At 37.1% G+C, this 20,668-nt stretch carries 15 protein-coding genes and 1 riboswitch; of the genes, 4 read left to right on the forward strand and 11 right to left on the reverse strand.

The window, feature by feature from the left end:
- Positions 1-9: 9 nt before the first annotated feature.
- The 8 genes from C1N55_RS18040 to C1N55_RS18075 all read right to left on the reverse strand — a co-directional run bounded on the left by C1N55_RS18040 (position 10) and on the right by C1N55_RS18075 (position 12,149).
- Positions 10-618, reverse strand: coding sequence for a response regulator transcription factor (locus C1N55_RS18040; protein WP_137730084.1), 609 nt, complete (start codon positions 616-618; stop codon positions 10-12).
- A gap of 1 nt (position 619) precedes the next feature.
- Positions 620-1,747, reverse strand: a complete 1,128-nt coding sequence (locus tag C1N55_RS18045; protein WP_205758488.1) for a sensor histidine kinase — start codon at positions 1,745-1,747, stop codon at positions 620-622.
- A 158-nt stretch (positions 1,748-1,905) separates the two neighbouring features.
- Positions 1,906-2,931: a Delta(5) desaturase DesA gene (locus C1N55_RS18050; RefSeq protein WP_205758558.1), complete on the reverse strand. Its 1,026-nt coding sequence runs from the start codon at positions 2,929-2,931 to the stop codon at positions 1,906-1,908.
- A 277-nt stretch (positions 2,932-3,208) separates the two neighbouring features.
- Positions 3,209-6,640 (reverse strand): methionine synthase, encoded by a 3,432-nt coding sequence (gene metH / locus C1N55_RS18055; protein WP_137730086.1) that lies wholly within the window; start codon positions 6,638-6,640, stop codon positions 3,209-3,211.
- Positions 6,633-8,480 (reverse strand): bifunctional homocysteine S-methyltransferase/methylenetetrahydrofolate reductase, encoded by a 1,848-nt coding sequence (locus tag C1N55_RS18060; RefSeq protein WP_137730087.1) that lies wholly within the window; start codon positions 8,478-8,480, stop codon positions 6,633-6,635. Before C1N55_RS18060 ends, metH begins: the two co-directional genes overlap by 8 nt.
- A gap of 122 nt (positions 8,481-8,602) precedes the next feature.
- Positions 8,603-8,702: riboswitch (SAM riboswitch) on the reverse strand.
- Positions 8,703-8,789: 87 nt separating this feature from the next.
- A complete protein-coding gene (gene hemG, locus C1N55_RS18065; RefSeq protein ID WP_137730088.1) occupies positions 8,790-10,187 on the reverse strand; it encodes a protoporphyrinogen oxidase in 1,398 nt (465 codons plus the stop codon).
- Positions 10,188-10,346: 159 nt separating this feature from the next.
- Positions 10,347-11,219 (reverse strand): tetratricopeptide repeat protein, encoded by an 873-nt coding sequence (locus C1N55_RS18070; protein WP_137730089.1) that lies wholly within the window; start codon positions 11,217-11,219, stop codon positions 10,347-10,349.
- 45 nt (positions 11,220-11,264) lie between these two features.
- On the reverse strand, positions 11,265-12,149 hold the full coding sequence (locus tag C1N55_RS18075; protein ID WP_137730090.1) for a LysR family transcriptional regulator: 885 nt from the start codon (positions 12,147-12,149) through the stop codon (positions 11,265-11,267).
- A 191-nt stretch (positions 12,150-12,340) separates the two neighbouring features.
- Here C1N55_RS18075 and C1N55_RS18080 point away from each other — a divergent pair, with 191 nt between their 5' ends.
- Positions 12,341-13,114, forward strand: a complete 774-nt coding sequence (locus C1N55_RS18080) for an alpha/beta hydrolase (protein ID WP_137730091.1) — start codon at positions 12,341-12,343, stop codon at positions 13,112-13,114.
- Between the two features lie 241 nt (positions 13,115-13,355).
- On the opposite strand, the gene C1N55_RS18085 is transcribed toward C1N55_RS18080, so the two are convergent.
- Positions 13,356-14,534, reverse strand: coding sequence for an endonuclease Q family protein (locus C1N55_RS18085; protein WP_240758329.1), 1,179 nt, complete (start codon positions 14,532-14,534; stop codon positions 13,356-13,358).
- A 256-nt stretch (positions 14,535-14,790) separates the two neighbouring features.
- Here C1N55_RS18085 and C1N55_RS18090 point away from each other — a divergent pair, with 256 nt between their 5' ends.
- Entirely contained in the window at positions 14,791-16,752 is a 1,962-nt protein-coding gene (locus tag C1N55_RS18090) for a methyl-accepting chemotaxis protein (protein WP_168193897.1), read from the forward strand.
- A gap of 149 nt (positions 16,753-16,901) precedes the next feature.
- Positions 16,902-18,260 (forward strand): guanine deaminase, encoded by a 1,359-nt coding sequence (gene guaD, locus C1N55_RS18095; protein ID WP_137730093.1) that lies wholly within the window; start codon positions 16,902-16,904, stop codon positions 18,258-18,260.
- A gap of 57 nt (positions 18,261-18,317) precedes the next feature.
- Here the strand turns inward: guaD and C1N55_RS18100 are convergent, their stop codons facing one another.
- Both C1N55_RS18100 and C1N55_RS18105 read right to left on the reverse strand, forming a co-directional pair.
- On the reverse strand, positions 18,318-18,689 hold the full coding sequence (locus C1N55_RS18100; RefSeq protein ID WP_137730094.1) for a DUF423 domain-containing protein: 372 nt from the start codon (positions 18,687-18,689) through the stop codon (positions 18,318-18,320).
- 114 nt (positions 18,690-18,803) lie between these two features.
- Positions 18,804-19,298: a YusW family protein gene (locus C1N55_RS18105; protein WP_137730095.1), complete on the reverse strand. Its 495-nt coding sequence runs from the start codon at positions 19,296-19,298 to the stop codon at positions 18,804-18,806.
- Positions 19,299-19,548: 250 nt separating this feature from the next.
- On the opposite strand from C1N55_RS18105, the gene C1N55_RS18110 reads away from it, so the two are divergent.
- Positions 19,549-20,586, forward strand: coding sequence for a PTS sugar transporter subunit IIC (locus C1N55_RS18110; RefSeq protein WP_137730096.1), 1,038 nt, complete (start codon positions 19,549-19,551; stop codon positions 20,584-20,586).
- Positions 20,587-20,668: the final 82 nt, after the last annotated feature.

Here is a 20,668-nt window from a genome sequence, read left to right on the forward strand (position 1 = left end):
AAATTCTCTTTATTTATTCCATCCTTTTTCTTTAAATCTTGATATGGCTTCAATTCGATTGCCCACACCCAGCTTATCTAAAATAGTGGATATATAATTCCGCACAGTACCTGCGGACAAAAAGAGCTCCGCTGCTATTTCTTTAGTCGTTTTTCCTTCAGCAACCAGCTCTAATACTTGGCTTTCTCTCTCTGTTAATGGGTTTTCACTATCGTCCTCATAAACAAAGTCCACAAGCTCCGGTGCATAAATCCGTCGCCCATCTTTGATCACTCTGATGGAATTCACCAATTCTTCAATCGGGCTATCCTTTAACAAGTAACCACGCACACCTGCTTTTCTTGCTCTTTCAAAGTAGCCAGGTCTAGCAAAAGTAGTCAAAATAATGATTTTACAAGATGAATTTTCCTGCAAGCTTTCCGCTGCATCAAGTCCTGTTTTCACAGGCATTTCTATATCCATAATACATATATCCGGCTTTAGTTCATTAACCAGTTCGACTGCCTCTTCACCGTTTTTAGCAATGCCGACTACTTCCATATCATCTTCCATATTAAGTAGTGATTTCATCGCACCAAGTAACATTCCTTGATCTTCAGCTATCACAATTCGAATCATGTCACACACTTCCTTTCTGATGTGTAATGGCAAGCGGAACACTGATTAACAGTTCAGTACCATTTTTACTTTCAATCTGAACAGAGCCGTTAATAAATTCTAAACGTTCTCTCATTCCTTTCAAACCGTTCCCAGCGATATTTAACTTTTCGTTAAACCCTCTACCATCATCGCAAACTGTAAGAAATACTTCATTTTCATTTTTTTCTATTCGTATGGCACATTTTTTTGCTTCGCTATGCTTTACGACATTTGTGATTGCTTCTTTTAAGCTCATACTTAATACACTTTCCACTAATACTGGCAGTTGTAAATCTACCTTTTCTCCTTGAATTTCAAATTCAATCTCAGCAGCTTGCAGTATTTGTTTTACTCTAGCTAACTCTTCTTGAATCTTCACCGCACGCATATCCGAAACCAGTTCTCGTACTTCCTTTAACGCGATACTCGCAGTATGACGAATATCCTTGATTTCTTGAATGGCTGCTTCTGGATTTTTTGTAACAAGTCGACTAGCTAAATCACTTTTCAAACCAATCATTGAAAGCTTTTGTCCTAATGTATCGTGTAAATCTCGGGCAATTCTTTGACGCTCTTCGTGAATGATTAATTCCGCGATACGTTCATTCGCCGTTTCAAGCTGTCCTTGCAACTTCTCTCTTTTATTTTTACTATATAATGTGAATGGTAAAAGTACGACACCTACAACCGTAACAATAATAAACGGCGTTTGGGAGAGAAATAATTCTAGATCAAGGAAATACCCTGCAACGAGTGAAATGATTGTAAAACCAATATGTAAGCCATACATTATGAAGAATCCTACTGTGTTTCTGAAATTCCCTATAAAGAAAGCCGTAAATAGAGATAAATAAACATAACCATACATCAAGGTCATCGCTATATTTAATACCATTTCAAAGCTAATCCACATGTACAACAAAGCACTTTTTGAATTAAAAGAAAAATAATGAGATAAAAAGAAAAGTAAAATTAATACAACACCTATCGTAATTTCAAGTAAAGATAATGAGCGGATAATGAAATAGAACGGCATAATACAAAAAATTACCCATACATAAATACTTATCCACGGATTTTTCGGTAAAATTGTATACCAGCTTTGCATAACCTTCCTCACACTTCTTGTATTTTCCGTTTTCATTAGACTGATTTTACATTAATGAAAACCACTTATTTATTAGTATAACAAAATCACGGTGTACCACTAAAGGCAACACCGTGATTTCTATTAAAAACATCCCAATGTACTTCTCGAAAAATCCCTTAAGCTTGAACAGATTTATTTTTAACTCGTAAAGATTGCTCTACATCTTTAAAAGAAATAAATTTTTTATTCTTCGCATCATAAAGCTTATAACGAATAGACTCGACACTAGTTTTTAATGTAATCGTTGTTGCTTGTTGCAGAGGAGGAATGGATTCATGTGCCGCTTCTAAGTTATAATTCGGTACACGTGGCGCTAAATGATGCACATGGTGGAAGCCTATGTTTCCTGTCACCCATTGCAGGATTTTCGGCAGCTTATAATAAGAGCTTCCTTCAACAGCCGCTTTTACATAATCCCATTCTGTTTCATATTCAAAATACGAATCTTCGTAAGTATGTTGAATATAAAATAACCAAATCCCTAATGCCCCAGACATAAACATCGTGATTCCATGTACAAGTAAAAAGGTTTGCCAGCCGGTTACAACAATTAAAGTGATACAAATTATCAGTAATGCTGCATTTGTAAAATACGTATTCATTCGTTCTTTATTTTTTGCATCACTACGATTCAGGCGATTTGCTACCAACACCAAATATAAAGGACCTAATCCAAACATCACAATTGGATTACGATATAAACGATAGCCAAATCGACCAAGTTTAGACTTTTTCAAATACTCATCAACCGTTAACATATCGATATCACCAATACCGCGTTTATCTAAATTAGAGCTAGAGGCATGGTGAATCATATGCTCTCTTTTCCATTTTTCATAAGGAAATGAAGTCAAGATTCCCGTAATATTCCCTATAATGGCATTTGCTTTTTTATTTTTAAAAAACGAGCCATGCGTACAATCATGGAAGATAATAAATGTCCGTACTACAAAACCCGAAGCAAGAATACTGCAGGCTACCGTATACCACGGAGAAAACTGTAATAGGTAATATCCAGCTCCCCAAATCACAAGAAGCGGAACGATCGTATTTATTATTTGTAAGATACTAATTTTCAACTGTGATTTTGCGAAAGGTGCTACGTCTTTCCGTAATTGTTTCGTCTTTTCAGCATCAGTCATAGCCAATTCCTATACCCTCTTTCTTCGTTTTGTTTCTAACTACATTATAAAAAAAGAAGGTTTGGCTTAGTAGGAGCAAACATCATGTTTATTTTATTACAAATGTCATATGACCAGCTACCAAATTTGGGCAACACTCTTAAAATTATTCTAAAATAATATCAAGCAGTTATGAAATACACCTTTTTACATAATTATTCTTCAAACTCTTCGGCTACTATTATTATTCATAAAAAAATGTGGAGAAAAAACATACCGTTTTTTCTCCACACTAATTCTACACATTAAAATATCTTGCATCTGGATGGGCAAAAACGATGGCTGATACACTTGCTTCTGGTTCCATCATAAAGCCTTCTGTTAGTTGAACACCGATTTGTTCTGGTTTAAGGAGTTTAAATAATTTTTCTTGATCCTCTAAGTTCGGACAAGCTGGGTAGCCGAATGAGAATCGTTGACCTTGGTACTTAGCTGCAAAACGCTCTCTCATGGAAAAGTCTGTAGCATCGGGGAAGCCCCACACATCACGAATCTCTTGATGAAGCCTTTCCGCAAAGCCTTCTGCAAGCTCCAAGGCAGTTGCTAATAAGGCATGGCTCTCCAAAAACTTACCATCATTTTTTAGTTGATCGGCAACACTTTTCACACCATGCCCTGCCGTAACAACCATTAGTGCAACATAATCCATTTCACCGCTTTCTACTGTTTTTAAGAAATCAGATAAGCATAGAAATGGTGCCTCTTTCTGCCTTGGGAAATGGAACCTTTCAATCTCTTGCTTAGTATCCAACGGGCTATAAATTACTACATCATCCCCATCAGCTTGTGCTGGGAAGAATTGATACATTCCAGAAGGTGACAATAAATCAGATCTCAAATATTCATTTACTAATTCATGTAACTCCGTAGCTCTTTTATCCTTTTCAGCCAAGAGCTTTTCGACGTTTCCTTTTAGTCCTAGATGGTGTCCAATGAGCGTTCTCATATTTACATAAGGATGCAAGTGGGCAACTGAATAATTTCGTTTAATATGCTGAACTAAATCTTTCGGAACAAGAACTGGAGCATCATTTACTGTTCTTACCGGTTTTTCAACAACTGGTTTTTGTGGTCGTGCAGCACGCTTTTCATCTGCTAAGAGCCTTTTTTCCTGAGAATCACGCAGCTCTTGGATTAGCACATCGCGCTCCGTTGGGTTCATTAAACGATTCGCATGATCCAGTCCTTGCATTGCATCCTTCGAATAAATAACAGGACCATCATATTGTGCAGCGATTTTCGTTTCAGTAAAACGTTTAGATAATGCAGCCCCACCAACTAGAATTGGTACGTCAATTCCCACTTCTTTAAAATCCTGTGCTGTAATGACCATCTGCTGTGCGGATTTCACAAGCAGTCCTGATAAACCTACAAAATCTGGTTGTTCCTTTCGAATCGCTTCAATTAAGTCTGCAGGCGTTACTTTGATACCCAGGTCCACTACTTTAAATCCGTTGTTACTCAAGATAATGTCCACAAGGTTTTTCCCAATATCATGAACATCCCCTTTAACGGTAGCTAGAACCACTTTCCCTTTCCCTGAACTTTCTTCATTTTTTTCCATATATTGTTCAAGATGGGCAACAGCTGCTTTCATAACCCCCGCACTTTGCAATACTTCTGCCACGATTAATTGATTGTCGTTAAACAAGCGTCCTACCTCAGCCATCCCAGCCATTAACGGTCCATTAATAATATCCAAAGGTGAATCAAAGATTTTTCTCGCTTCTTCTAAATCAGGGATTAAACCCTCTTTAGTACCTTCAATGATATAATAAGCTAGTCTTTCTTCTACTGTGTCCGGAATATTCTCGACAGACTTTTCTTTCTTTTTATCTCTATAAAAATCAGTAAACACAGCTAGTGTTTCATCATTCGTTTTAAATATTAAATCATTTGCCAATTTAATTTCCTCTTCAGGAATGGATGCATAACGCTCTAGCTTTTCTGTATTCACAATCGCATAGTCCAGTCCAGCCTGTGTACAATGATATAAATACACGGCATTTAACACTTCACGCCCGACTGGAGGTAAACCGAAGGAAACATTACTTACACCTAGTACAGTTAATGTATCGGGGTATTTTTCTTTAATCAAACGGATTCCTTCAATTGTTTCCTCCGCCGCACCAATATATTGTTCGTCACCAGTACCAACCGGGAAAACTAGCGGATCAAAAATAATATCTTCGGGAGCAAGTCCCCATTTCTCTGTTAACAACTGATATGACCTACTTGCAACCTCTAACTTTCTCTTACGGTCTACAGCCATCCCTTTTTCATCAATTGTACCGACCACAACAGATGCCCCAAATTTTTTCACGATTGGCATTACTGCATCAAATCGCTCTTCTCCATCTTCAAGGTTAATGGAATTAATAATCGCTTTACCTTGCGAATATTTTAGCGCTTCTTCAATTACTTTTTCATCGGTTGAATCGATAACTAGAGGCACTTTTACCTTCTTCACAACCTCTTGCATAAAATTCGTCATATCTTCTAATTCATCGCGATCCGGATTGGCTAAGCAAATATCAATTACATGTGCCCCATTTTTTACTTGAGCCCGTGCAATTTCTGCTGCTTCTTCAAATTTACCGTCAATGATTAGCTGCTTAAACTTACGAGAACCTATTACATTCGTGCGTTCTCCTATAAATAATGGACGCATGGAATCATCATATTGCAATGGTTCAATTCCAGACACGACATGCCCATGAGTGTTTGTCGGAATCGGTCTCGGTTCATAGCCTTCTACCGCCTCACGTATCGCCTTGATATGGGCTGGTGTTGTACCACAGCATCCGCCTACAATATTTAACCAGCCTTTTTCTGCAAAACCACGCAATTTGATGGACAAGGAATCAGGCGTTTCATGGTAATGTCCTTCTTCGTCAGGCAGACCAGCATTTGGGTAACAGCTTATGTAACTTGTAGATAATTCCGACAGAGACCGAATATGATCCGTCATAAATTCTGGCCCAGTTGCACAGTTTAAACCAATTGATATCGGTTTAATATGTTCAATCGAAATATAGAACGCATCAATTGTTTGACCTGCTAGAGTTGTTCCCATTGGCTCAATCGTGGCAGAAAGCATGATTGGAAGTTGCTTTCCCGTTTCTTGGAAGGCACGATTTACAGCTAGGGACGCAGCTTTTACATTCAACATATCCTGACTCGTCTCAAGTAAAAGAAGATGTGCCCCCGCTTCTATTAATGCTTTTGCTTGCACATAGAAGTTTTCAGAAAGCTCATCAAATGTTATGCCTCCCGTAACAGATAAGGTTTTTGTCGTAGGCCCAATTGCTCCTGCAACGAACCTTGGCCACTCATCCGTGGAGTATTCTTGTACTGCAGCTAACGCTAGCTCCACTGCACGTTTATTAATTTCTTCGGCTTTTGACCCTAGTCCATATTCATTTAATACTAACGGCGTTGCCCCGAATGTATTGGTACAAATAATATCTGCTCCAGCTTCCAGATAGGCACGATGAATTTTGGATAAAACATCTGGACGGGTTAATAATAAATTTTCATTGCACCCCTCTAACTCTTCTCCACCAAAATCCTCAGCCGTTAGATTTTCCTGCTGCAGCATCGTCCCCATTGCACCATCGATAATTAATATCCTCTTTTGTAATTGTTCTTCTATCCGATGGTTATACATTCGCTTTGACCCCTTTGTTTTGCTCATCAAGTTGATTGATATATTGCATTAATTGTATTGTCATTTCGTATCTAATAAATGGTGTGATTAAATAAATTCCGTTAAAATACTTTGCCGCTGTATCAAGTAGCTCTTTTGCAATTGCAATCCCTTCAGCTGCCTCTTTTACTTTGTCTCCATCACAAGCCTTCATTCTTTCTAATACTTCCTCAGAAAGTTTAATACCCGGCACTTCATGATGTAAGAACTCCGCACTACGGTAGCTCGTTAAAGGCATAATCCCTATATAGATCGGTGCTGAAAGGTGTTTCGTCGCTTCATAAATTTCTTCGATTTTTTCTATTGTATAAACCGGTTGAGAAATAAAATAATCTGCTCCATGCTCAATTTTCTTTTCTAGTCGTGCAACTGCTCGATCAAGTACCCGAACATTTGGATTGAAGGCAGCAGCGACAGAGAAGTTTGCTTTTTTGCGCAACGGTTTACCAGAGAAAGAGATTCCTTCATTTAATTGTTTAATTAACGAGATCAGCTCCATGGAAGACACATCATAAACACTTGTCGCACCCGGAAAATCCCCTACTTTTGTTGGGTCTCCAGTGACAGCTAAAATATCGTGAAAACCAAGTGCGTTTAACCCCATTAAGTGTGATTGTAAACCGATTAGATTCCGATCACGGCATGTTATATGCGGCATTACACGGATTCCATGCTGCAGCTTCAAAATAGAGCCCATCGCGATATTACTGATCCGAGGAGATGCTAATGAATTATCCGCCATCATAATAATGTCGGCACCTTCGCTATAAAGTAATTTTGCACCTTCCACGAAAGCTTCAATCTCTAAATGTCTTGGTGTATCCAGCTCAACAATGACAGAACGTTCCCGTTTTACCTTCTCATGAAGTGGCTCCAAAATACTCGGTTCCGCCTCTTGGATGAAGATTTCTTTTTGTACTACTGCATCCTTCACTTTAATAGGATCTAAACTCTTCAGAAGCTTTTTTGCTGCTTCAATATGCTTTGGAGTTGTACCACAGCATCCACCAATTAGTCGAACACCTTGATTTCTAAGCCTTACAGCTGCTCTTGCAAAATAATCTATTTCTGATTCATAAATAACTCGCCCCTCTTCGATATCTAGCAAAGACGCATTCGGGTAAGCAGATAAAAATGCTTTGTCCGGTAGTTCTACCCCTTCAAAAGCTTGAATGGTATGATGAGGGCCTAAGCGACAATTGACTCCAACAATATCTGCCCCAAGGTCTTGCAGCACTTTAAGAGCATCATTTAGATTCATCCCATTTACCAAAATTCCAGGTTCATGCATCGATACTTGTGCAATGATTGGTAACGATGTTTCCTTACGAAGCAATTTAATCGTTTCTGATAATTCTTCAAAATCATAATAGGTTTCAAGCAACAGTCCATCTACCTTGCCCTCAATTAAGATTTTCGCTTGTTCTTTGATTGCTGCTAGTATTTCTTCAAGTGTTACATCACTTTTACGAACACCACGTATTGCCCCAATCGACCCAAGGATAAATTGGTTCCCTGTCCCTACTGCATTTTTGGCAATGGAAAGTGCTGCCTCATTAATTTCTATCACTTTATCTTCCAAACCATAGCGTGCAAGTTTAATAGCATTTGCTCCGTATGTATTTGTTTGAATAACATCCGCTCCAGCCGTGATATATTCATGATGGATTTTTTCAATCAAATCCGGTCTTATTATATTCATTTCTTCATGGCAATTATCTAAGCCATATGCATACAACAAAGTCCCCATCGCTCCATCAGCTGTTAATACCTTTGACTTTAACGCTTCCAGTAGTCCCATACCGCACACCCCTTATAAATTCAAAAATTTCAGTTTCTTTCATCTGTGAAAATCTAAATTTTTCTCCAATATAAAAAGCCTTCTTACGAGAAGAAGGCTTGAGTCATCATTTTTTGATATCCTTCTCATCTTCCGACTTACGCCAGCTGGATTTAGCACCTTACTTTTAAGTTGGTTGCTGAAGCTTCATCGGGCCAGTCCCTCTGCTTCTCTTGATAAGAGTCTTATTTAGTTTTTAATATGTTAAATCGTATCATATCTTTAAATAACCTTTTCGTCAATATGTTTTCTGATTTTTGAGAAATTACTTCACTTTTGTATTGAGGCTAAACTACCGAGAACTTTATCAGCTGTATGTTTGCCATTTTCAATACAAGCCCCGATTCCTACACCAAAATAAGAGCATCCTGCAATATAGAGATTTGGATAATTTGAATCCAGGTCGACTAATAAAGAGTCCAAAGCTTCCTTATGAGCTAAATCATATTTCGGCATCTTCTCTATCCATTTCGCTAAATTCACTACTATCGGTATCTCTTCTATATTTAGACTTAGCTTCACATCCTCCAATGCAACCCTCGTCAATTCCTCATCTGACATAGCCGCTAGCTCTTCATATCTCGGATTCGTATTCTTGTAGAATAATCTTACAAGCAAATTACCATCTTCAGAAGTGTGCTTCCATTTCCGGCTTGTCCAAGTAGATGCATTACAAACTAGATCACTATTATGCGAAACGATAAACCCTGTCCCGTCCGCAGGTAAAATAGAATCAGGAAGGTCGAAGCCTAAATATATTGTCAAAGCTGATGCATTCGTAAACTTACTTAAGTTCGCATCCATTTCTTCATCATTTAAAACACTTCGAACAACGTTATTCGGAACTGCTAGTACAACCACATCCGCTTGAACAATCTCTCCATTGGAGAAGCTCACTTCGTAAAGAGTACCCGTTTTCTTCACACTCGTTGTCTCGGTATTTTTATAGTATTCGACTTCTGGAAGAAGCTCCTCTAAACGATTGATTAGAGACGAGAGTCCGTTTTTGAAGGAAATAAATTTTTTATTTGCTGCCTTTTCGAATTGTTCTTTATTCGCTTCAAAGCCCTTCATGATGCTACCGTACTTATTTTTATAATCCACTAAATAAGGTAAAGTCGAAGCTAAAGATAACTGATATAAATCACCAGAATAAACACCAGCAAGGACTGGTGCAATTTGTTTTTCAACAATCTCTTTTCCTAAGAAGAACTCTAAAAAGTCACCAATCGAACTTTCTTTTGTAAATCGATCATTAGGGATTTCAGCATCCATTAGTACACGCTGCTTACCTTCATGTGAAATCAAAGTGCTAGCTAGTAATGATTCCATACTCATTGGAATGCCAAAAGTAGACCCTGCAGGAATTGCATGTAATTCATTATTTGTGTGAATATACGAAATTCCTGTTTCGTTATAAACTAATTCCGATTCAAACTTGAGTTCTTTGACTAGTTCAAGAACATTTGGGTGTCGTGCCACAATCGAATCTGCACCAGTCTCCATGATGAAGCCTGATTCATGCATAGTATGCATTTTGCCACCTAAATACTCATTCTTTTCTGCTAGTATGAAACGAATGGGCTCGTCACTTGGTGCTTGACGCTTTAAATAATGTAATGTGCATAGCCCAGTTATTCCTCCACCAACAACTACTACTGTTTTCATAATGACACTCCTAACCGTACATTCTCTCTGCCTCTCTAGTATAAACGTTTTTTTATTAAAGTACTGTGCGTTCTATTACAAAATTAGTACATCCGTAAAATAGAAAGAGGACATTCCTTTTAAAGGAATCTCCATGTTTAATTCTTATTTATATAGTAATTAATCAAATGGCTGCATCTGATGCATCGCTGCGTTACGCCACTTAGCTGCTTCTTTTCGATTTTTTGGAACGTCAATTCCTAATTCATAGATGCTGGCAATGTTAAGTTTTGCTTGGTAATCACCCAATAACGCCGCTCTTTTATAATAATAGAGCGCTTTTTTCCCATTTCGGGGTACCCCTAAAGCATTTTCATATAAAAAACCTAAATTATAAATCGAATCAATGTGGTGCGTTTCAGCTGCTTTTTCAAACCATTTTAAGGCGAACTCGATATTCTTCTCCTGTCCTAGCAGACCATCTAAATAAACCGTACCAACCCGATACTGTGCATCTTCATAGCCCCCGTTTGCTGATTTTAAGTAATGGTGAAAGGCTCTTACTTCTTCCGGTTCCATGCCAATTCCTTGTTCATACATAATACCTAGGGTAAACATTGCTTCCACAACATCTTGTGAAGCAGCAATTTCAAACCAATTTAAAGCTTCCTTTGCATTAACCTCTACACCTTCACCATTTAGGTACATATCTGCTAAATTATTGGCACTATCAGCATGCCCCATTTCAGCTGCCCTTTTATAATACGAAAAGGCCTTTTCATAGCTTTCTTCAATACCTAGCCCTTCAAAATAACAATTTCCAAGTTCATACATAGCTTTTTTATTTTCTAAAAGTGCTGCTTCCTTCAACCAATGCACCGAATCACTGTATTTATCCATCATTCGATAAATAAAGGCAATTTCAAGCATCGCATTGCTGTCACCATCTAAAGAACGGTTAAATAAATTTAATGCTTCTTCAATTTGTTCAGGATGAAATATTTCTATATGGTCATGTAATAATTTTTCGAATAATTCACGGTCATAAAGCATTGGTCTCTTCACCTTTTACAATGTTTTTTGTAAGATTGCAATTGATTATTTTTCTTTAAAATACTCTACTAAATATTCTTTAAATTGAATTGCAGCAGGGGACAAGTAACGGCCACCCGCCCACGAAACTCCAATCTTCCGCTCACAAATTGGTTCGCTTACTCGAATTTTACAAACGTTATATTCATTTAACCCTTTAATATTTGGAATGAGAGAAACACCTAAACCTGCCCCAACGAATCCGGCAACTGTATGCATTTCTTCTCCTGAGAAAGTAATATTAGTAGTAATTCCAGCCTCTTCAAATAATTTATCTACAATTTGACGCAGCGCATTTCCTCGTTTTATTGAAATAAAAGGTTCATCCTTTATTTCCTCTAATTTGATTGTTTCTCGATTGGCAAAACGATGATTTTTCGGAACAATAACAAATAGTTCCTCGCTCCATAAGTCAATCCATTCAATGTTTATTGTTTTTGACTTAATACGCTGAGATAAACATAGATCAACCTGTCCTTCTTCTAGCCATTTTAAGAGGTTATAAGACGCTGCTTGAGTTAAGGTAAATTTCATATTTGGATATTTATCAGGAACATGGGCCATCAATTCAGGGACTACTTCCATCCCAAGAGTATGAATGAAACCAAAAGCCACATCTCCGTATCCAGGCATTACAAGACTGCTAATCTCAACTTTTGCTTTTTCATATTCATGTAAAATTGTATCCACACTTGTTAAAAAGAGTTTGCCGTATCGGTTTAAACTAATTGAACGACCTTGCCTATCAAATAAAGGGACACCAATCTCTTGTTCAATATTGGAAATCGATTTACTTAGGGCTGGTTGTGAAATATTTAATTGCTCTGCTGCATGTGTCATATGCTGCATTTCTGCAACGATTTTAAAATACTCAAGCTGCTGAAGTTCCATTTTATACCTCTCTTCAATTGATAACTATTTGGAATGATAATGATAAAAACAATAAATTGTACTTATGTATTGTTAACACTATAATAAGCTTAGACATTAAGTTTGCATATCAAATTTAAATAAAAAAAACAATAGTTTATATAAAAAGTTCGAATGTTTGTCACAACTAAAATAAAAGGAGCCAATTTAAAATGAAGATCATTCCTCCAAAACCATTTATGATTGAGAAAGGTAATCGTGCCGTTCTTTTACTTCATGGTTTTACTGGAAATACAAACGATGTTAAACGTTTAGGTAGATATTTAGCAGAACGTAACTATACAGTACATGCACCATTATATAAAGGTCATGGTGGTGACCCAGTGACACTTATTCAAACGAATCCTATTGAATGGTGGAACAGTGTACTCGAAGGTTATGATGAGCTAAAAAATAAAGGTTATGATGAAATCGCAGTTGCAGGTGTGTCACTTGGTGGTATTTTTTCTTTAAAGCTTGGTGAAGAACGTCCTACAAAAGCAATTGTTGCAATGTCCGCTCCTGCATTAGCAAAAAGTATCGATAGCTTGCAAGAACGTATCACCGACTATACGATTAAGTATAAAAAATTAGCCGGTACATTTGATGAACAATCTGATCAGCCTCAAGAAATAGCTGAAAAATACCGTATGCCTACTCTAGAATTTTTACAAGGCATGATCAATGAAACGAGCGAAAAGCTAGAAACAATTCAAACACCTGTTCACATTTTACGTGGACTACGTGACGATGAGTATTACTGCGAAAGTGCAGATTTAATATATAATTCCGTAAAATCTCGCATCAAGTCTGTTAAAAGCTTTATCAACTCTGGTCATATTTTAACATTAGATCAGGAAAAAGAGCTTGTTTTTGAAGAAATCTATCGTTTCTTCGAAGGACTTAAATGGAATGACGAGAATATGAAAATTTCTCAAATATCTTGATATAAAATTTGAGAAACCTGGTTATATTAATAACGTATCCCCTAGCAAATTTTTGTGGTAACCCAAAACCGCAAATTCCCCAATTTGCTATAAAATTTATGTCCAAGTGACATACATCCCTTTAAAACAAGCTACGTTTAAGATTCCCCGTCTTAAACAATGTAGCTTGTTTTTTTATTCCTATATACATAGGTATTCTTCTTTTAAAAAGCACCTAAATTCAATGATTGTATTACTTAGCTTATGTTCCATCTACATCGATTTTCCCATAAACACCTCCCCCTCCAACTGTAATCCCTAATTTACCCGTTCTTGCTAAATGAATCATATTTGCTAATTTTTCAGGAATCACTGCTGCTAACTCATTAATGGAGGCTTCGTGCAATATATTCATTTCCGTCCCGAAGTTATCCAACAGTTTCGATATTGTTTTCGGACCAATTCCTGGTATAAAGTCGAGCGGAACTTGATGGATATAGGGCGGTCTTTCTACTTCTGCTAAAGGGGCACTTGATAATTCAGCAATTCTCTTGGAAACACCTTTTATCAAATGGTTTTTACCGCAAAAAGGACATCTGGTGTGCCCTTCTTCAGTTATTCGTTCTCCACAATCAGCACAGACTGATTCATGATATTTTCCGAGAAGTGGATTTAAGCCGTAATTTGTGACAATTGATCGCCCATCCTTTTGATGGAGCGCTTTTTTTAATTCTTCAAAACTGGCATCCGCTAATCGAATTTTTTGATATTCACGAGCAAGCTTTCCCAGTGAATGGGCGTCTGAATTCGTTACAAAGGTATAAGGGGCTAGCTCACTCATCCTCTCCACCATATACGTATCCGAACTCAAGCCGAGCTCTATAGCATCAATTAAGTTTGCATCAAATACTTCATTTAAGCTTTTCTTTACACCCTTCCCGTAAAGACTTTTAAATGGTGTGAACACATGTGCAGGGATGAATAGTCCACCTAATTCATATACCTTTCGCTGCAACGTCCGCCCATCGCAATAGATTCGCTGAGAGCTCAAATGAATATTTTTTTGCAGTGTACTCATCCACATGGAAAACGCCCGCATCTTCTCTATGGATGGAAAGTAAGCAAGAATATGAATGGGGCCATGGCAATTCTCATCATAGATTTCGATTTCTGCACCGGGAATCAACGTTGTTTTATCGTATCGCACACCGCCTTTTGATAGTTCTTTTGCTTTTCCTTCTCCTATGAGTTGCTCCAACTCTTCAATTACTTCTGGCGAATGACAGTCTATGATACCGACTAAATCTAACCCCTTTCTAGAGGTTGCTGTTTCCAATATATTCTTTAATGTCATATTTTTGCTTCCTGTAATCTTAACCGCTCTTCCCTTTTCAGTTCGGCCAATATGTATATGTAAATCGGCGTAAAATTCCTTTAGCACTATGAACACATCCTTACAATTCTTTATACAAAGAGAATACCCTAATCCAAACACTTTGTTTCAAACATTGCACATTATTTACCTTTAAAGGATGATCATGAAAAGCATCAACTTAAGGTTTATGTCTTTTTTGTAAATTTTAAATCGCACCTAACATTTCGTAGCATAATTGTGTTAATTTAAATTTTGTATGCAAATTTTCACTTATCGTAAGCATTATAAAATTTTGTCTATTTTACAACAACGGAGGCATCCAGTGAAAACCATCAAAGCTAAACTAATTACAATATTACTTTCTTTATCTATCATTCCCTTAATCTTAATAACTACAATTATTTTCTTCGTGACTAATCAGGGTTTTTCTAACTTAACAGAAAGTCAGCAAAATAAGATGATCCATAATGTTCAAAGTGAATTAGATCATGTCTCTAGAGATTTGTTAAAAATCACAAATTCTTACTCACGAAACGAACAAATTATCTCGAGTTTTCAATCTGGAAGTCGAGATAATTTGTTAAGCACTGTAGATGAAATTTTTCCACGTTTACAGGAAGAACATCAATTATCAGTATTCGAATTTGGTGATACTAATGGGATTGTACTTTTGAGAGGACATAATCCCGAAAAATACGGTGATGACAAAAGCGATATACAAGCTATACAAGAAGCCTTAAATGGAGAATCAATTGCCGGCTTTGAAGTAGGTCAAAGCGGTCTTTCCGTTAGAGCATTTGCCCCCTTATCGGTAGGTGAAAAAGTAGTTGGTACTCTACAAACAAGTGTTGAAAGTACATTCCTAGAAGAATTAAGTGAACAACTGGAAGGCGTGACTATTAATTTATACGACAAGGAAGGGACTACAATTTATTCTTCCAGCCCAGCAAATCCTGATTCACCACTTTCAAAAGACACGCTTGCTCAAATAATGAACGGTGAGATGCCTACTATAGAAGTGAAGGAAACAATGGAAACTATTCTTCCTATGAACGATCCAACTGGAAACCAAATCATCGGTGGCATTGGCGTAAAGCAAGACGTTTCAATCATACAGCAAATTCAAAACAAACTTTTACTCATTGCTAGCATCATATTGTTAGGAACCGTCATCATTGTTCTGATTATCGCTATCTCCTTTAGTCGTTCGTTTTCTAAACCAATTGTTCACCTTTCAAAGTCATTAGAAGAGCTTTCAAATGGTAATTTAAATATCGAAACGGCAGAAAGTCCTAGAAAAGACGAGCTTGGTCACTTATTAAATGCAATGCATGTCATGAAAAGTAAACTCTATGAAACAATGCAAAAGGTATCTCAGTCCGCCCTTCATGTTGCGACACAAAGTGCTGACCTTAAAGAAGCTACAGACGAAATACAAGCGGGTTCACTACAGATTTCATCTACAATGACTGAAATCTCATTTGGTTCAGAAAGCCAGGCGAGTAATATAACTGACTTAGCTTCAAATACAACAGATTTCTCTGTGGGCATTCAAGATACACGCCAGAAAGGTTATGAAGTAAATGATTCTTCAAAAGAAGTTCTTCAATTAACTATTGATGGGAAAGAAAAGATGCAGCTTTCAGATGAGCAAATGATAAAAATTGATCAGGTGATGAAAGAAGCCGTTCTTAAAATGAATAGTCTGGAGATCCAGACAAAGGAAATTTCAAAGTTAGTCTTAATAATAGAAGAAATCGCTAGTCAAACAAATCTCTTAGCATTGAATGCAGCAATAGAAGCTGCTCGAGCTGGTGAACAAGGTAAAGGCTTTGCAGTAGTTGCAGAGGAGGTAAGAAAACTGGCTGAACAGGTTTCAAATTCGGTTACAGACATTACGAAGATTGTCGCTACTATTCAGGATGAAACACATCTTGTTGAATTATCACTTAAGAATGGCTATAAAGAAGTTCAACAAGGCTCTTCACTAATCCAGTCTACCGGGGAAACATTTAATCACATCTATGTGTCAATCTCTACTATGGCAGAGAATATAAACAATATCACGAATCATTTAGATGACAATGTAAATCGTACAAACCAAATGCACGATTTCATTGAACAAATCGCCTCTGTTTCTGAGGAAACCGCTGCCGCAGTAGAACAAACGGCTGCAACAACACAAGAATTTAATAGCTCCATTGAAGGGATTTCTAAAAATACTGAACAGCTTTCCTCACTTGCAGATGATTTAAAAGTTTTAGTTCAACACTTTAAACTATAAAACCTTACACCTTTAAGTTAGCTTCATAGCTAGTTTAAAGGTGTTTTTTTGTTCAATAGCAGCAATATATATTAGACGCATGGTTTTTTTTCTACTATAATATCAACATATTAAATTTTCTAAATATTCAATTTTATAGGAGGTTACCTATGCCAAAATTTGCACATGTATTTCAAGGAACTGCATTTTCTAGCAAGAGTTTTTCAGAGGTTACTATATTAAAAGATTATTTATATTGTATTAATCAAAATGGTATTATTGAGAAATTGATATCTCCCGAAGATAAGCAGTATGAAGCTTTACTCAATGAATATGAAGGTAAAGAGAATTTTCACCGATTATCAGAAGGCGAATATGTATTGCCTGGATTTATAGATCTCCATGTACATGCCGCACAATGGGCTCAATCTGGTACTGCCCTCGACCTTCCGCTAGAAGAATGGTTAAATGCATATACCTTCCCTGTCGAAGCTAAGTTTTCAAATCTCGATTTTGCACAATCCGTCTATGAAGATTTAGTTAAAACACTACTCGCTAACGGAACTACGACCGTACTTTATTTCGCCACTGTACATAAAGAAGCCAGTCTATTATTAGCTAAAATCTGCGCCGACCTCGGACAACGTGGTCTTGTAGGAAAAGTAGTCATGGATAACGTCGAACAGTGCCCGGACTATTACCGTGACGCCAATACTGAAATAGCCCTTAAAGAAACAGAGGAATTTATTATCGAGGTACAACAATTAAACAAGCAAACAAAGCAAGGGATTTTTCCGGTTGTTACACCTCGCTTTATACCAAGCTGTACGGACGAGGCTTTAAAAGGGTTAGGTGAACTAGCAGCTAAATATAATACGCATATTCAGTCCCATTGTAGTGAAAGTGATTGGCAGCATGACTATGTGAAAGATCGTTTTAAGAAACATGATGCTTTTGCTTTAAATGATTTTGGATTACTGCAAGAAAAATCCATCATGGCCCACTGTAACTTTATAGCCGATGAGGACGCAAAACTTTTTGCAGCGACAGGCACAGCAGCTGCCCATTGTCCCATTTCAAATGTCTTTTTCTCAAATGGTGTGTTTCCTGCCAAGCATATCCATGAACAAGGGGTGGATATCGGCTTAGGTACAGATGTCTCTGGAGGCTTCTCTCCTAGTCTTTTTGATAACCTCAGACAAGCTGTAATCGCTTCAAGAATGCTAGAGGAAGGTGTAGATACAACGGTGTCTGGCGACAAAAGAGGTGTCTCTTCTTCCCGTCTAACTACAAGTGAAGCATTCTACTTTGCTACAGCTGGCGGCGGAGAATCCTTAAGCCTACCCATCGGTAAAATTGAAGAAAATTACGCTTGGGACATACAAATCATAAATACAACTCTTCCCACAGCAAAACTCCCTATATTTAACGATCCATTAGAAGATGTATTTCAAAAAATCCTGTATCTTGCCCGACCAGAAAACATTCAAGAAGTGTGGGTTCAAGGGGAACAAGTACATCGGAGATAGAGTTGGAGCGAATTTAAAAGGAGCAGTCTCAATTACAGAGACCACTCCTTTCAACTTTTAAATAACCTCAATAAATAGTAGAACCCAACCCGCTAAGAATAACAGACCACCGATGGGTGTAATGGCTCCTAATTTTTTTACGCCTGTTACAGATAAGACATATAAACTACCAGAAAAGAACACAACACCTGCAAACATTAAATACCCAGCCCAAGATAATAAGCTTGAAGTTCCTAATAACACATCATTTGAAAGAATACCTAGAAGAATTAATCCTAATGCATGGTACATTTGATATTGAACTGCTGTATTCCAAATTTGTTCAAAGCGTGGCTCAGGAAACTTATCCTTTAAAGCATGTGCCCCGAAAGCACCAAGTACTACACCTAAAAAGGCTAATATTGCTCCAATTACTAATAAGACGTTCATATATAAACGCTCCTTTTATGTATTTATCAATTTTACTATATAGTTTTCTATGCTCCGATGACAATAAAAAACCATATATACTCTATTTTATATTAGAATATATACGGCAATTTCTTATTTTGTGAATCTGTATGTTTTAGTATCACCATTTTCGAACTTCACTTCTAGTTCAAATTCTGTGTAGTTCTCGTCTAAACCAAAGGCTGTCATCACTTGATTTAAAACCTCTTGATCCTCGGTATTCTCATCAAAAGTTAACTGTTCCAGATATTGGGCAAAATGATTGTAAGCCTCATCACCAGAAGTATCGATACGATTAACTTCGTCTTCAAATTCTGCCGCTATACCATTTTGGTTACTCGTATATTCAGCATTGTAGGAAACATCATTTGCATATTCCACATCTAAATCAAAATGAGTGAAATTGTAAGCTGTATCCTCTTGTTGATTTCCCTCACTTTGACCATTTGTTTGTTCTTCATTTTCGGTAGTCATTTCATTAGTTGGTTCAGGATTTGTCACTAATTCATCTTGATCTACATCATCATCGCCACAACCAACTAGAACTCCTAATAACAATGAACTTGTTAATATTAATTTTAATTTCATGTACACATTTCCCCCTTTTTTTATATGTATATTTTCCCCTTAAAATAAATAATTTATCCATTTCCTAACCAAAATATAAAAATGTACTATAATCTAAATCCAATTATGCTATTTACAACCTTAATAGTTTAAGTTAAACTAATTTCAATTCAATAATTCAACGCGTTGAAGCGCTAAATCTTTTTATCTATTCATAATTTTTATACATACACAGTAGAAAACTATAATTATTAGAAAGAGGCTCATGCATATGAAAGACTTCTTCAGTAAACTCCTAAATGGGATGAGTATCGCCATCGTTTGCGCTCTTATTCCCAATGCTTTGCTTGGTGAAATATTAAAGTTGATTATTCCTTCTGTTCCATCACTTCAGCATCTATTCGATGCCACTGTTATTGTTATGAGTATGCTACCTCTCTTAACGGGTATTTTGGTAGGAATGCAATTTAAATTAACTCAGATTCAAACAGCAAGTGTCGGCATTGCCACTGTCATTGGAAGTGGAGCCATTATAAAAACTGCTGAAGGATTATTTACCTTAAACGGTATTGGTGTAACCCTTAACTCGGGTTTAACCGCTGCTCTTGCGGTACTTTTCGTAAAGCTTGTTGGCGAAAGGTTAAAAGAGTACTCCATTCTTTTGATTCCGATGTTATCAGTAGTGATTCCAGGCATGATTGGGTACATGATCTTACCTTATGTGAAAACAAGTGCTGGATTGATTGGTGAAGGAGTTGCTTACTTAACAGGTTTACAGCCTGTCTTAATGGGGGCACTACTTGCCGTGATTTTTGGTGTTGTTATCATTTCGCCGATTTCTACAGTTGGTATCGCAACTGTCATTATGCTTTCGGGTATTGGATCTGGAGCTGCAAATTTAGGTATTGTTGCAGTTGGTATGGGATTATTCTTAGCTAGCCTAAAAGCAAATTCATTAGGTACAGCCTTAGCTCATGTATTAGGGTCACCTAAAATTCAAATGCGAAACTTCTTTATGAAGCCAACTATCGCTATTCCAATGTTAATATCTGCTGCTATACTCGGCGGACTTGCTGGCGTATTCAATGTTCAAGGAACACCTTATAGTGCAGGATTTGGTTTATCCGGCTTAGTGGGCCCATTAAATTATATCAATTTGGCTGAAGGTGGCTGGACTAGCTCGAACATCGCCATCATGTTGAGCATGTTCTTTGTCCTCCCACTCATCCTAAACCTATTCTTTATTTATATATTTAAAAAGAAACTGAAGCTAGTGAAGGATGAAGATTATAAGTTAGATTTTGAATGATATGAAAAACACAACTTGAGCCTAATAATGGTCGAGTTGTGTTTTTTTCTACATATTTATTTTATTAACAGAAAGTGCTTAG

Origin of the sequence: Lysinibacillus sp. SGAir0095 (assembly GCF_005491425.1) — a bacterium.
GTDB lineage: Bacteria > Bacillota > Bacilli > Bacillales_A > Planococcaceae > Ureibacillus.